Origin of the sequence: Alcanivorax sp. (assembly GCF_002733835.1) — a bacterium.
Lineage (GTDB): Bacteria > Pseudomonadota > Gammaproteobacteria > Pseudomonadales > Alcanivoracaceae > Alcanivorax.
Window position 1 is genome coordinate 16,356 of the sequence record NZ_NVWY01000047.1, and the last position, 14,296, is coordinate 30,651.

General features: G+C 58.2%; 13 protein-coding genes. 7 read left to right on the top strand and 6 right to left on the bottom strand.

Annotated elements, in window-relative coordinates; translation table 11 throughout:
* The first annotated feature begins 82 nt into the window (after positions 1 to 82).
* Both COA55_RS15550 and COA55_RS15555 read left to right on the top strand, forming a co-directional pair.
* Entirely contained in the window at positions 83 to 2,158 is a 2,076-nt protein-coding gene (locus COA55_RS15550; RefSeq protein ID WP_290502877.1) for a TonB-dependent receptor, read from the top strand.
* A gap of 15 nt (positions 2,159 to 2,173) precedes the next feature.
* A complete protein-coding gene (locus COA55_RS15555; RefSeq protein ID WP_290502878.1) occupies positions 2,174 to 3,532 on the top strand; it encodes a PepSY domain-containing protein in 1,359 nt (452 codons plus the stop codon).
* A 246-nt stretch (positions 3,533 to 3,778) separates the two neighbouring features.
* Here the strand turns inward: COA55_RS15555 and COA55_RS15560 are convergent, their stop codons facing one another.
* From COA55_RS15560 to COA55_RS15585, 6 genes are all read right to left on the bottom strand, one after another.
* Complete coding sequence (locus COA55_RS15560; protein ID WP_290502879.1) at positions 3,779 to 4,912, bottom strand: glutathione S-transferase N-terminal domain-containing protein; 1,134 nt, start codon at positions 4,910 to 4,912, stop codon at positions 3,779 to 3,781.
* Between the two features lie 100 nt (positions 4,913 to 5,012).
* A complete protein-coding gene (locus COA55_RS15565; protein ID WP_290502880.1) occupies positions 5,013 to 5,294 on the bottom strand; it encodes a putative quinol monooxygenase in 282 nt (93 codons plus the stop codon).
* Between the two features lie 204 nt (positions 5,295 to 5,498).
* The gene (locus COA55_RS15570; protein ID WP_290502881.1) at positions 5,499 to 6,197 is read right to left on the bottom strand and encodes a hypothetical protein; all 699 of its coding nucleotides are present in this window, start codon (positions 6,195 to 6,197) and stop codon (positions 5,499 to 5,501) included.
* On the bottom strand, positions 6,194 to 6,379 hold the full coding sequence (locus tag COA55_RS15575) for a hypothetical protein (protein ID WP_290502882.1): 186 nt from the start codon (positions 6,377 to 6,379) through the stop codon (positions 6,194 to 6,196). The genes COA55_RS15570 and COA55_RS15575 overlap by 4 nt, the downstream gene beginning before the upstream one ends.
* 287 nt (positions 6,380 to 6,666) lie before the next feature.
* Complete coding sequence (locus tag COA55_RS15580; RefSeq protein WP_290502883.1) at positions 6,667 to 7,368, bottom strand: fumarylacetoacetate hydrolase family protein; 702 nt, start codon at positions 7,366 to 7,368, stop codon at positions 6,667 to 6,669.
* Entirely contained in the window at positions 7,361 to 8,755 is a 1,395-nt protein-coding gene (locus tag COA55_RS15585) for an FAD-binding oxidoreductase (RefSeq protein WP_290502884.1), read from the bottom strand. The genes COA55_RS15580 and COA55_RS15585 overlap by 8 nt, the downstream gene beginning before the upstream one ends.
* A gap of 142 nt (positions 8,756 to 8,897) precedes the next feature.
* Here COA55_RS15585 and serA point away from each other — a divergent pair, with 142 nt between their 5' ends.
* The 5 genes from serA (at position 8,898) to COA55_RS15610 (ending at position 14,138) form a co-directional block, all read left to right on the top strand.
* Entirely contained in the window at positions 8,898 to 10,127 is a 1,230-nt protein-coding gene (gene serA / locus COA55_RS15590) for a phosphoglycerate dehydrogenase (RefSeq protein WP_063520534.1), read from the top strand.
* A gap of 194 nt (positions 10,128 to 10,321) precedes the next feature.
* A complete protein-coding gene (locus tag COA55_RS15595) occupies positions 10,322 to 11,617 on the top strand; it encodes a hypothetical protein (protein ID WP_231880655.1) in 1,296 nt (431 codons plus the stop codon).
* Positions 11,614 to 12,012 (top strand): YcfL family protein, encoded by a 399-nt coding sequence (locus COA55_RS15600; protein WP_290502886.1) that lies wholly within the window; start codon positions 11,614 to 11,616, stop codon positions 12,010 to 12,012. The genes COA55_RS15595 and COA55_RS15600 overlap by 4 nt, the downstream gene beginning before the upstream one ends.
* Positions 12,013 to 12,055: 43 nt before the next feature.
* Positions 12,056 to 12,646 carry a penicillin-binding protein activator LpoB gene (gene lpoB, locus COA55_RS15605; protein WP_007149918.1) on the top strand — a complete coding sequence of 197 codons (591 nt, stop codon included), beginning with the start codon at positions 12,056 to 12,058 and terminating at the stop codon, positions 12,644 to 12,646.
* A 199-nt stretch (positions 12,647 to 12,845) separates the two neighbouring features.
* Positions 12,846 to 14,138, top strand: a complete 1,293-nt coding sequence (locus COA55_RS15610; RefSeq protein WP_290502887.1) for a CsgG/HfaB family protein — start codon at positions 12,846 to 12,848, stop codon at positions 14,136 to 14,138.
* Positions 14,139 to 14,296: the final 158 nt, after the last annotated feature.

The following is a 14,296-nucleotide window of genomic DNA, read 5'->3' on the forward strand; positions in this document are numbered from 1 at the left end:
ACCGCCGCTGCCGTAGAATCCCTCGCCGTCTTGCCGCCATAAACGCTATGGCAGCAACTGGTTGCCTTGGGGGAATACCATCATGCGTCTGTCGACTCGAACATCACTGCTTGGGTGTCTGGCCCTTTTAACACCCGCCAGTGCTTTTGCTGTGGAACCTGAAGCCAATGAACTGGCACCCATTACGGTTTCCGAGCAGCAGGAACAGAGCGCTGAAGCCACAAAGATTGAACTTGAGCGCGAGCAGGCCCTCACGCCGGGCGGTGTGACGCTGGTGGAGGCGGAAGACCTGACCGAGCGCAATGTTGTGAGCATCGGTGACATGCTGCGTTATGTGCCGGGCATGTGGACGGCCACGGGCTCCACCGGCGATGGCACCTTTCTCTCCAGCCGGGGTTCCAACCTGGATGCGGTGGCCTACGATGGCAACGGCATCAAGTTGATGATCGACGGGCTGCCGGTGACGGCCGCCGATGGCAACAACCACAACAGTTTTATTGACCCGCTGACGTCGCGTTACGCGGTCATCGCCCGGGGTGCCAACGCCATGACCTACGGGGCCAGCACCCTGGGCGGGGCGATTAATTTCATCAGCCCCACGGCGCGCACCACCAACAATCAGGCTTACCTGAGTGCCGGCAGCCATGGCACCGTGCAGAACAGCGTCACCGGCGGGGTGGTGGCCGGCGACTTTGATGGCCTGGTCACCGTTGAGCAACGCAGCTACGACGGTTTCCGCGGTCATCAGGAGCAACAGCGTGGCGGCGTTTATGCCAATACGGGCTGGCAGATCAGTGACACGGTGAAAAATCGCTTCTATTTCACCTACGTGGACAATGATCAGGAATTGGCCGGCGCGCTCAGCCAGGACCAGTTCGATGACGATCCCTATCAGGCCAACCCGGATAACGTGACGGGCAACTTCCTCTATAACGTGGAGAAATGGCGCGCGGCCAACCGCACCGAGTGGGCCCTGAGTGATACCAGCCGCCTGGTGGTGGGCTTTTCCTTTGAGGACCAGTCGCTCTACCACCCCATTGTCCAGAACCCCTTCTTCAGCCTGTTGATCGATACCGATCAGACCACCTTCGGAACCACCGTGCGTTATGACAAACAGCTGGGTAACCATGACCTGTTGCTGGGACTGAATTACGGACAAACCTGGGTAAAGGGTGGCAATTATCAGCACAGCGGTGGCATCCGTGGGGCGCTTTCCACCAAGGTGGATAACAAGGCCGATAACCTGGAAGTGTTCGCCATTGATCGCTGGCACTTTGCCGAGCGCTGGACACTGGTTTATGGCGCGCAAGCGGTGACTGGCACTCGGGAAGTGGATAATGTGACGGTATCGTCCGGTGCGGAACGTAATCCGAAAGATGACTATGAATCCATCAACCCGCGCCTGGGGGTGATTTATCAGGTTGCGGACCGCAGTGAGTTGTTTGCCAATGTCAGCAAGCTTTATGAAGCGCCGACCTTATACGAACTGGAAGACGACGCTGATGCCAGCGATGAAACCCTGGATGCCATGCAGGGCGTGGTTGGGGAAATCGGTACCCGTGGCGTGGCCCCTTTGGGGCAATCCAACGAATGGCACTGGGAAGTGTCGGTTTACTACGCCCAGATTGAGGATGAGATTCTGTCCATGGACGACCCTGCGGCGCCAGGCACCAGCCTGACCCTCAACGTGGAAGACACCATCCATGCCGGTGTGGAAGCGCTGGTCGGCGCCAGCTTTGCCCTGGGCGACAGCGAGCATCGCATCGAGCCGTTGCTGAGCATGACCTACAACGACTTTACCTTCGATAACGACCCGGTGTATGGCGACAACCAGCTGCCCGTCGCGCCGAACTTCTTCATCAAGGGCGAAGTGATGTACCGCCACGGCAATGGCTTCTTTGCCGGCCCCACCTTCGACATTGTCGATGACCGCTACGGTGATTTTGCCAACAACAAGGATATTGATGGCTATGAGCTGTTGGGCCTGCGCACCGGGGTGACGCGTGATAGCTGGGAGGTTTACCTGGAAGGCCGCAACCTTACCGACGAAGTCTACGTCACCAACGTCAGTGTCAGTGACAACGAAAACGTTAACCCGGTCGGCATTCAGGCGGGTGAACCCCGCTCTGTCTACGCCGGTGTGCGTTTCGAATTCTAATCAGGGAATCACCGCATGGGCCAGAGGCGAGAGAAAACCGTGACGGACAATCGTTACTATCAGGCGGTATGGCGCTGGCACTTTTATGCTGGCGTGGTGGTGATCCCCTTTCTGTTTCTGCTGGCATTCAGCGGTTTGTTGATGCTGCTGAGCAAGCCGCTGGACAGCGCCCTGAATCAGTCGCTGCTGACCGTGGAAGCCGGCAATCAGCCGGTCCCGGCTTCGGCCTTGCAAGAAACGGTTGAGCAGCAATACCCCCACTCGGCAATAAAACTGTACCTGCCGCCCCAGGACGCGGATCAATCCGCGCGATTTTCCCTGCAGCCCCATTCCCACGGGGGGCATGGTGGCCACCACGCTCCTTCGACGCTGGTGTATCTGAACCCCTACAGCGGCGCGATATTGGGTGACCAGGACCCGGCCAACAGCGTCTATGCACGCATCAAGGATTTCCACGGCTCCCTGTTCATTGGGGCGCTGGGCGATGCCTTGATTGAGATCGCGGCGGGGCTTGCCGTGTTGATGGTCGTCACCGGCCTGTACCTGGCCTGGCCGAAGGACGGCCTGCGCTCACTGCTACCTGACCGTGCGCTAACTCAACGTGCGGGTTGGCGTCGCTGGCATCTGAGCCTGGGTTGGCTGATCGCGGTGCCGCTGCTGTTCTTCCTGATTTCCGGGTTGGCCTGGACCAACATCTGGGGCGGCAAGATTGTGCAGCCGTGGGGTTCGCTTCCCGGTACCGGCTTTGTTCCGGCCGAATCGCCGACCGCCGCACAACCAGCGCAGAATCATGCGACCATGAACGAACAGGGGCTGCATCGTGTGCCCTGGGCGGTGGAACAAACCCCCATGCCCGAGTCTGGCGCGGTGGAAAAAAAGATGAATCTGGATGATGTGGTGGAGCAGGCAAAAGGCCACGGGTTCGACACCTTCCGGGTACATTTTCCCCAGGAGGATGGCTGCGTCTGGACGGTGTCCGCCACCACCATCGCCGGGGATATCACCCGCCCGGGCAAGGAGCGCATCCTTCATCTGGACCCGGAAAATGGTGAGGTGCTGCAGGACATTCGCTTTGCCGATTATCCTGCCATGGGCAAGGCCATGGCCGCGTCCATTCCCTTGCATCAGGGGGATTTGGGGTTGTGGAACTGGTGGCTGAATCTGTTGTTGGTGTGCCTGATCATGGCATTGATCGTCACCGGCGCGTTGCTGTGGTGGAAGCGCCAGACCCGTCGTGCCCCACCCAGGGCGGAAGCCGGCCCAGCTCGGGCCGTGGGTTTGATTATGCTGGTGGTTGCCCTTGCCTTCCCGTTATCTGCCGCCGCCTTGCTTGGCATTATTTTACTGGATGCGGTGCTCACGGCGCGTAAATGATCCGTTCTTTCTCGTTCTTGAGTTTCTTTATGGGGTTCTCCGTCACCGCTGGCTCGACTTGCAGCTTGGCGTAAAGCAGGCCGGGTTGCTTCAGGTTCACCGCAAAGGCCCGGCACGTTGCCAAACGCTCGATGCCGGATGCCTGACGTAACCCCCCTTGACCTGAGCGGCTGCCGTTATTGCGGTGTCTCGTTCAGGGAATAATCACATGCATTGCGCGCAAAGCGCATGGCGTCGAGAGGTTCCCTAGGTGCGTTTCCACACCTCGATATGATCGCGTCGATCCACGGTGTAGCCGCGTTCCCCTGGCAGGGCTGCGGTCAGGCCCCACTCGGCAAGCGCTTCGCGGACACGGGCCTGGTCATGGGGCGAGCCCTCGGCCAGCAGGGCATCGGCCTTGCGCAGCACATAGAGCAGGTAGGGCTGAACGCCGGCCTGCACCGGTACGCCACGAAAAGCGGTTTCCACCACGCCCACATAACGCTGGTGGGGCTTGGCCGACACTGGCTGGCCATCCTCCGGCGCGTGCTCCTGAATCAGCGCGTCCATGAAGGCGAGCTTGTCGGTGAGCATGGGGAAGATTTCGTCGGCGATCTGACGCAGCAGTGGCTCCAGGGTGGCCGGAATTCCGTCGTCGGCCAGGTAGGCGTCGCCATAACCGGGGAACTCCGGCGTATCCAGCCCCGGTGCGGTCATCCGTTCCACCCAGCGGAACACTTTCGGCGCACGGGTTTTCATCAGGTTGGCGGGCACCGGGTCGCGGCCCAGGTGGGCAAACAGCGGGCCGATCAAGCCGTAGTCGCCCAGCGACGGCCGCCCGCCAAACAGGTAGGGGTGTTCAGCGAAGTGGGCATTGAGGGTGTCGAGCAGCTGCAGATAGGAGGCTTCGATTTCCGGCGCCGTGTGCGCATCCACGCCTAGTTGGGGCAGGTAGGCATTCATCCGCGCCATGATCTTGTCGGCCATGGCATCACCGGCACCGGCGGCAAACTGGTCATGCAGAAAGCCTTCCTGGGCCTCACGGTAACTCCAGCGGTAGTGCATGGCGTGGGGCAGCATGGCCTGGGTGCCGTAGTAGGCGATGATCACGGAGAGCACTCGCTGTAACAGCCCGCCCGGGTAGGCGGAATACCGCACGCCCTGTTGCTCAAAGTGGTCAATGATATCCAGGCTGTCCTGAACGATGTCACCCTGCGGCGTTTCCAGCACCGGAATAATGCTGCGCTGGATAATCGGCAGAATCCGGGTGTGGAAATCCGCATCGGTGGTGGGGATTTCGGTGTAGGCAATGCCCTGGGTTCGCAGGTAGCAGCGGGCGATACCGGTGTACAGCGAATGGGGAACCCCGTAGAGCCTGTGGGTGTTGTCCTGGCTGGCCATGACGCCTCCTGATCAGGGCACGGGCTGACGGTGCTGGCCCGTGCCGGGTTGTACCGGGCGCGCGAGTGTTGCCGCTGCCCGCCTGGCGAACACGAACCGTTCAGCTTTCCAGCGTAAACAGTTTTACATCGGGGCGACCGGCAAGCAGCCCCTTGAGGCCGCCACCCAGGGCTTTCATGTTTTCCTGGTGGGCCGCAATCGCGTTTTGGTCGGTGTACTGTTCGTAGATGAGCACCGTATCGGCATTGTCCATGGACTGGTGCACCAGGTAGCAATGGTTGCCTTCTTCCTTCACCACTTCGGCGGCGATCTTCTTTATCTCTGCGACCAGGGCGTCACCGTTACCCGGCGTGGCGGACATGACAGCGGTAATACCAATCATGGTTCTCTCCCGTTATCTGGCTGTGATTATGCGTAGATAAGGGATCCTCACACAGCACCGGGGAGGCAACCATGGTCTTTCACGTCGCTGTTGCGGCCAGAAAGACCGGTGGTGGAGGCTTGCAGGAGTCACCTGAGGCGCGCATAGCTCCAACGCTCTGCGCATTGACGCAGGAAGTAAGATTAGGCACTAGGTCGGATTATTTTAGAAAGCCTTGCTAATCTTTTTGTAAACTTTCTCGCTAAAAATATTTGATGAAATTATTCTGTTAACCGGTATTACGATATAGAAGTCTTCGGGGTCGGTATCGTTATCTGAAGACAGGTAATGCGAAAAAACGACCTTGTACTTGTTCGTTAATCGTAAATGGAGTGTTTCTTCATCGCGGTATCCACTGAAAATGGGAAGTAATGTTATGTGTGATGTTTCTTTATCTGGTTCATTTGTTCTTGCAACGTAGCCCACGTAGGTTTTTCTATTTTCTAGCGTTACCGAAATTGGTTTTAGTTGTTGAGTTGCATGACTAAGAAGCATTGAAAAATCATCTTTCTGCCACACCCTTTGCATGTTTTTATTTTTGGAGTCAGGTTGGTTGTTGTATCCCCAGGTAACCAACACCGAAAGTACAAATGAAAAAACGATTAGGATGATAATGTGATGTTCGGTAAGCTTTTCTGAAAGCTGTGGTAACCAAGAAAAAAAAGAGAAAAACCTTAATATGGAAAATAAAATAATCTCAGAGATAAGGAAGGAGGCGAAACCAATCGAAGCTGATGTAAGGTAAAGGCGATGACCTGCTTCTCTTGCTGTGCGGTATTTGAAGTAATAGCAATGAGTGGCCGGGATATACCCAGCCACAAGCATAGATAAAACTAAGAGAGCTGCACTCGAAGAAGAACTCAACTTTCAGTTACGACTCGTTCTTCCGTTTGATCGGGTTCAACGCTAATTTGATTCATAATCTCAAGGGATTTACGAAACTGTTGAACAGTTTTGAGTCTTTTTGATTTCAAAACGGCAACTCCGTCACCTTTAACAGAATAGGCTTGAGAAAACAGAGAGCGTACTTTTTCTTTATTCTTCATAAAGAAATCCTCCTTATCTTGACCAATGGTACCAAAACACATCCAATAATTCCTAGATTATTTAATTTTGAAATAACCATAAAAAACAATTGGTTACCGGCCACGGATAGATGCTGGGGTGAAATAGCTTTTGGGTTTCGAGCCCGTCACGAATTAGGCTGGCTCATATCCAGAGGCGGAACATCGTTTAGGTTTACGGTGTTCCTCTCCCCCTGAAGCGAGCACTGATGCCGTATGGTGGGAGCCTTCCTCGCTAGGGCCAAAAATGAATTTATCAGGGGTCAGGGTCAGGCCACCGAACCAAACACCTGAATGATGTTGCCCAGCCGCGCGGTGAACGTGTCGCCGCTGTTGAGTGGGCCGACGCCGGCGGGGGTGCCGGTGAAGACCACGTCGCCGGGTTCCAGAGTGAAACTCTGGCTGATTTCGGCGAGCAGTTCGAAGGTGGGGAACAGCATCAGGCCGGTGTGGCCGTGCTGTTTGACTTCGTCGTTGATTTCCAGAGTGACGCCCAGGTCCTGGCGTACCGAGATGCCGCGGGCATCGATAAAGCCGGACACCGGGGCGGCGCCGTCGAAGGCCTTGGCGCGCTCCCAGGGGTGGCCTTTTTCTTTTAGCTGGTTCTGAACTTCACGCAGGGTCAGGTCCAGGCCGATGCCGTAAGCGGCGACGCTGAAACGGATGTGATCCAGGCGGGTTTCCTTGCGGATGCGCTTGCCGATGAGGACCACCATTTCCACTTCGTGGTGTACCGGCCCCTGCCCTTCGGGCAGCACCAGCGGTTCGTGCAGGCTGGCCAGGGCGGTGGCGGGTTTCATGAACAGGATGGGGGAATCCGGCACTTCATTGCCCAGCTCTTTGGCGTGGTCGGCGTAGTTGCGGCCTACACAAACCACCTTGCCCACGGGCATGTCCATGGGGGCGCCGTCGATCCAGCGATGTTGGTAACCGTTCGGGTCGATGTGGGCTTCGTTGATCTCATCAAACATCGAACAGCTTCCCGGGGTTCATCACGTTGTTGGGATCAAATACCGCTTTCACCGCTTTCATGCAGGCGATTTCTTCCGGGCTGCGCGAATACTCCAGGTAGGGCTTCTTGGTCATGCCCACGCCGTGCTCGGCAGAGATGGAGCCGTTGTATTTCTCAACGATCTCGAACACCCACTTGGAGACGTTGTTGCACTTGGCGAAGAAGTCTTCCTTGGGCAGGTCCGCCGGCTTGAGGATGTTGAGGTGCATGTTGCCGTCGCCGATGTGGCCGAACCAGACAATCTCGAAATCCGGGTAGGCGTCCTGCACCACGGTGTCCACGTCTTCGACAAAGTCCGGCACCTTGGCGATGCTCACCGAAATGTCGTTCTTGTACGGGGTGTGCGGGGCGATGGATTCGGAGATGCGCTCACGCAGCTGCCACAGCTGGTCGAGCTGCTGCAGGGACTGGCTCATGACGCCGTCCAGTACCCAGCCTTCTTCCACGCATTTCTCGAAGATGGCCATGGCCTGCTCGCCGACCTGCTCGGAAAGCTGCTCGAATTCCAGCAGGCAGTAGAACGGGCACTCGGTCTCGAAGGGCTTGGGCACGCCGTGGGCCAGTACGTGGGCCATGGCCTTGTCGGAGAAGAACTCAAAGGCGGTCAGGTCGATGTCCTGCTGGAACGCATGCAGGATGCTCATCACTTCGCGGAAGCCCGGCGCGCCCAGTACCAGGGCGGTCAGGTCTTTCGGCTGGCGAGTGAGTTTGACGGTGGCTTCCACCACCAGGCCCAGGGTGCCTTCAGAGCCGATAAACAGGTGACGGAAGTCGTAGCCGGTGGCGTTCTTGATCAGCCCTTTGTTCAGTTCCAGCAGTTCGCCCTTGCCGGTGATGACTTTCAGGCCGGTGATCCAGTCGCGGGTCATGCCGTAGCGGATCACCTTGATGCCGCCGGCGTTGGTGCCGATGTTGCCGCCGATCTGGCTGGAGCCGGCGGAGGCAAAATCCACCGGGTAAAACAGGCCCTTTTCTTCGGCGAATTCCTGCAGCTGCTGGGTGACCACACCGGGTTGCACGGTGACAGCGCGGTCGAATTCGTTGAAATCGAGCACCTTGTTCATGCGATCGAAGGCCACTACCAGCTCGTTGTTGGCGGCCACGGCGCCGGCAGACAGACCGGTACGGCCACCGGACGGCACCAGGTGCAGACCATGCTCGTTGGCAATTTCGACGATCTGTTGCACCTCTTCCGCAGTCTCGGGCAGTGCCACGGCGCAGGGGGCCGGTGCCCAGACTTTGGTCCAGTCGACCCCGTAGCGCTCCGCGCTTTCCTGGTCGGTGAGGCAGCGATTGCCAAGCAAATCAGTCAGTTGCTCCAGTGCAGCATGGGCAAGGGCAGTCATCAACAGGTCTCCTGAACGGGTCTAACCGGGGGCTTGAAACGGCTTCATGCTGACTTGAACAGAAGTACAGCATGGGTTGCTCTCAATTTGAGCGCGCTATGTTAACATACGCGCCCATTTCACAGGCTACCGAGACAGAATCATGGCCGATACTTCTCTTGAGAAGGATAAGATCCGCGTTCTCCTGCTCGAGGGCATCCACGAAAACGCCGTGGAGAACCTGAAAGCGAACGGTTACTCCAATGTGGAGCTGCTGCCCACTGCGCTTACCGGGGATGACCTGACTGCCAAAATCAAGGATGCCCATTTTGTCGGCATTCGTTCGCGCACCCAGCTCACCGACGAGGTGTTCGAGGCGGCGGAAAAACTGATTGGCGTCGGCTGTTTCTGTATCGGTACCAACCAGGTGGACCTGAAGTCCGCTCTCAAGCGTGGTATCCCGGTCTTCAACGCGCCCTACTCCAATACCCGCTCCGTGGCGGAGCTGGTGATTGCCCACACCATCAACATGATGCGCGGCATTCCCGAGAAGAACGCCTCGGCTCACCGTGGCGGCTGGTTGAAGTCTGCCAAGGACAGCTACGAAATCCGTGGCAAGACCCTGGGGATCGTGGGTTACGGCAACATCGGTGCGCAAGTGAGTGTGCTGGCCGAGTCCATGGGCATGAAGGTGAAGTTCTACGACGTGGTGCCCAAGCTGCCGCTGGGCAACGCGGAACAGGTGGGCACGCTCACCGACCTGCTGGCCCAGTCTGATGTGGTCAGCCTGCACGTGCCGGATACCGCCGACACCCGCTGGATGATTCAGGAAGAGCAGATCCGCGCGATCAAGCCCAAGGGCTACCTGATCAACTATGCCCGCGGCAAAGTCGTCGATATCGACGCGCTGGCGGCGGCCCTGAAAGACGGCCACCTGCTGGGCGCCGCCATCGACGTGTTCCCGGAAGAGCCCAAGGGTAACGACGACGAGTTCGTCAGCCCGTTGCGCGAATTCGATAACGTGATCCTCACCCCGCACATTGGTGGCTCCACCAAGGAAGCGCAGGTGAACATCGGCACGGAAGTGTCCGAGAAGCTGATCCGTTATTCCGATAACGGCGCCACCCTGGGTGCGGTGAACTTCCCGGAAGTGGCCCTGCCGCCGCACCCGGACATGCACCGCCTGCTGCACACCCACAAGAACGTGCCCGGCGTGCTGACCCAGATCAACACCGTTTTCTCCGAGAACGGCATCAACATCTGCGGCCAGTACCTGCAAACCAACGAAGAGATTGGTTACGTGGTCATCGATGTGGACAAGGGCTACAGCCAGCTGGCGCTGGAGAAGCTGCGCACCATCGATGGCACCATCCGCACCCGGGTGTTGTTCTAGTCGTAACAGCGGTACACAAATGTTGGCATATTGTGCCAGCAGGGTGTGAACTGCTCGACAAAAAGCCGGAGTCAGGCTACCTTGCCTGCTTCGGCTTTTTTCTTGGGGCGTACACTAAGATCATGAATTTGTTCAGGAAGGGATGCCTGTCTGTCGCGTTATTGGCGATGCTGAGCGGCTGTGCCACGAACTCCATGTTCGTGTCCTACCCCAGCCAGGCAGAAAAATGGAAGGCCACATTGGGGAATGAGGCCGCCAGTGCAGGGACCACACAAAAGTTGGAGAAAGCCACCGCCGGGGGCGATGGCGTGCTCTATCTGCAGGAGCTGGGGCGGGTTACGCAACTCAATGGCGAAGGCGAAGCCAGCCGCAACGCCTTTGCCGATGTGGTATCCAAATACGATGCAGAGGATGCCAGTGCAAAGATCCAGGTCTCGTCCCTGGCGGCCTCCGGCACCTCGCTAATCACCAACGACAATGCCCGCCCTTATGTGGCGCCGGACTACGAGCGCATCTTCACCCGTGCCTACCAGGCGCTCAACTACTGGGCGGAAAACGATGTTACCGGCACCGCTGTGGAATTGCGTGCGGCGGCCCTGGAGCAGCGGGTCTCGGCCAACAAGCGGGAAAAGGAAATCGCCAAGGCTGAGGAAGAGGCCGAAGAGAACGACGTGGACGTGTCCCAGTTCGACGGCTATTTCCAGGGGATTGATGCGGTGGCCGGCGGCGTCAAGGCCAGCTTCCAGAATGCCTGGACCTTCTACCTGTCCGCCTTGTTCTGGGAGGCCCACGGCGAATATAACGATGCTCTGGTCGATTACAAGAAAGCGCTGGAGATCAACTCCGGCGTGGATATGATCAAGGAAGACGTGGAGCGGGTGTCCAACCCCCGTGCGCTGCGAGACAGCGATGAAGGCATGGTCGCGGTGTTGTATGAGCAAGGCTTTGTGCAGCCCCGGGAAGAATTCACCCTGCCTATCCCCACCGTGCACGGCGTGTTTTCCGTGGCCTTCCCCACCTACGCCATTGGCAGCAAGCCGCGCCCCAACAGCCTGCGGGTGCTGGACAGCGCCAGCCAGCCGCTGGGGGAAACCGTGGTGCTGGCGGATGTGGGCGGGTTGGCCGCCAAGGATCTGAAAGAGCGTATGCCCGGCATGCTGGTGCGCCAGACCCTGCGGGCCACGGCCAAGTACAATATGCAAAAACAGGCCAACGACAACTTCGGTCTGTTAGGCTCACTGAGTACACAGATCTATAATCTGGTCAGTGAGCAGGCCGATCGGCGCAGCTGGCTGACGTTGCCAGCCTATGCCCAGGCCACCCGTTTTCACCTGCCCCAGGGCGAGCATGCATTGGTGCTTAGTACCCCGGCAGGCAACAGAACGCTGACGGTTCCGGTAGTACGCCGGGGCCTCACCGTGATTCATGCAGTGGCTGTACCTGGCCAATTGATTACTCGCGTGTTACCCGTTCAGGAGGGACCCTTATGACATTCTTACGCCCGATGCTGGCGATACTGGTCGCGTTGATGCTGGCCGCATGTTCCGCCAGCAATAAAGGCCAGATGGAAGTCACCGAAGACGGCGAAGTCGTTACCAAGGTGTATTCCAACAACAGCCTGCTATCCAGCCGCATTTCCGTGGAAGACCTGCGCCAGAAACGTGTGGGCGATATGCTGATGGTTCAGGCGGTGCTGGAAAATGACTGGAAATTCCAGCTCGACCTCCAATACAAGTTCAAGTGGTTTGATGCCGACGGTTTTGAACTGGAACCGGAAGCCCAGCCCTGGCAGCAGGTGGTCATGGCCGGCCGCAGCCAGAACAGTGTGAAGGGGGTTTCCCCCAATCCGTCCGCCGTGCGCTTCGAAATCTGGGTGCAGGAATAACTGTCAGCCCGGCTGACGTAACAAGGAACAAGGAGAAACAAGAATGGTACGTGTATTTTCAATGATGATGCTTGGCGCTGCACTGGTGCTGTCTGGCTGTTCCACCGTGGATTATGGCGATGCCCAGGGCCGCGAAACCGTGAACACCGATTTTGGTTCTACCGACCTGCAGATGATTGCCAGCAAAATGGTGGATGACATGCTGGTGTTCCCGCCTATCGTGCAGATGACCCAGAGCCGTCGCCCGGTGGTGTTTGTGGATCGCATCAAGAACAAGACCACCGAGCACGTGGACACCGAATCCATCACCGATACCATCCAGTCCAAGTTGATCAACTCCGGCAAGTTCCGCTTCGCGGACATGACAGTCGTAGAGCGTGTGCGTGAGCAGCTGGATTACCAGAGTGAATCCGGCCTGGTAGACCAAAGCACCGCTGCGGCCATGGGGCGTCAAATTGGCGCCGAGTTCATGATGTACGGCAACTTCTCTTCCATCGTGAAACGCGATGGCAGCACCAAGGACGTGTACTACAAGTTCACCCTGAAGCTGCTCAACATCCAGACCGGCATCATCGAGTGGGCCAACGAGAAAGAAATTCGCAAGACCAAGTCCAAGAGCCTGTTCGGCCTGTAAACGGGCCGTATTCGCGACCGCAAACGGTAGCGGCCACCGCGCAGGGATCCTGCGGGGTGGCTGGAGGCAGGGACGCCCCGCCTCGGCCGTTTGAGGTGCGCCGGGGCGGTATCATCGAAGCCGCCCGTTTCCGGCTCACGCCGGCCTTATTCGTGATATAAGTGGTGGCACGATTGTCGCTACTGGCAAGGAGGTCATCATGATCAAACGTCTTTTCTCTCCCTTTTTTCTTGTCCTGCTACTGTGCTCGTCCTTCAGCCATGCGATGACGGAAACCGTTTCCGTGTCCGCACGGGGTTATGGCGATAACCCGGAGCAGGCCATGACCAATGCCCTGGTCGCCGCCGTGCGCCAGGGGGGCGGTGTCACCCTGGCGGTGGACCCCAACTTCCGCACCAATGTGTATGAGTGGGTGATTAACCAGCAGGGTGATGTGTCCACCTGGATGGGCATGCAGACCTCGGTGCCGGAGCCGCAGCTGCCGACGCTGGGTAACATCAAGACCTATGAAGTCCAGTCTGTGAAGCAGGTGGATGACGGCATGTGGCAGGCGGATGTGCAGGCGGAAATCCTGCGTCCCAAGTCCATCGGGCCGGATCGCTCGCATCTGCCCGGCATCGCCATTGCGACTTTCGATGTCCGCGCCTCAAGCTATGACCTTGGAGACATCAAGGTGCCGGCTTCGCAAGTGCAGCGTGATCTGAGCGAAAACCTGTCCATGGCCTTCACCCAGTCCGGGCGTTTCCGGGTGCTGGATCGTTCTTATCTGGCCGACATTGAAAAAGAGCTGCAGACCGTTTCCCAGGGCAGTATCGCGCCGGAAGAAATGGCCCGTCTCGGTCAGCGTAAAGGCGCTGATCTATTGCTGGTGGGGACCATCGAAGACTTCCAGATTGGCGACAGTGATCGCGAGTTCTACGGCGCCAAGATGGGCGGCTACGACCCCTACGTCCGCGTGCGTTATCGCCTGATCGACACCACCACCACGGAAATCCTGTGGAGCGATCTCTACGAGTGGGACAAGCCGGAAGCCACAATCCGTGCCATGGCCCGCGAGCAGAAAATTGATGACCGCAACCATCCGGAACGTCTGGCTGACATTCTCTATCCCGAGATTGCCCGCGCCATCGCCGGTGATGCCACCGACGTGCTCTACCCGGTGCAAGTGATCAAGGTCGACGGCGAGACCGTGTTCCTTAGCCAGGGCCAGGGTCGTCTGGAAAAAGACGGCATCATGAAGGTGTATCGCCCTGCCGGGGAAATGAAAGACCCGGATACCGGCATGACCATCAAGCTGGAAGGCGAAGCGCTGGCCACCCTCAAGATCAGCGACGTACGCCCCGACTATGGCATTGCCCGTGTGGAAGGCGAAGCCAGTACCCTGCAGGTGGGTGACCGCGTCCGCCCGGATAAGCAGGCCCAAAACGCGTCGGAGCAACCCGCTGGCCAGGCCGCCACCCCGGGCTCCTCGGAAGCCCCCCTCAAGTGGTAAACCCCCAACCCCCGCAACGCGGGGGTTTTTTTTGATGGGAGCAGGATTCCCTGTCGTTTTTTGTAGGAGATTCTATGTTGTCCACCCCAGTCTTCATGAGGCAGGGGCCGGCTGATAGTCGGTGCCATTTTTCATGAGCGCGAAGGCGATACGAACGA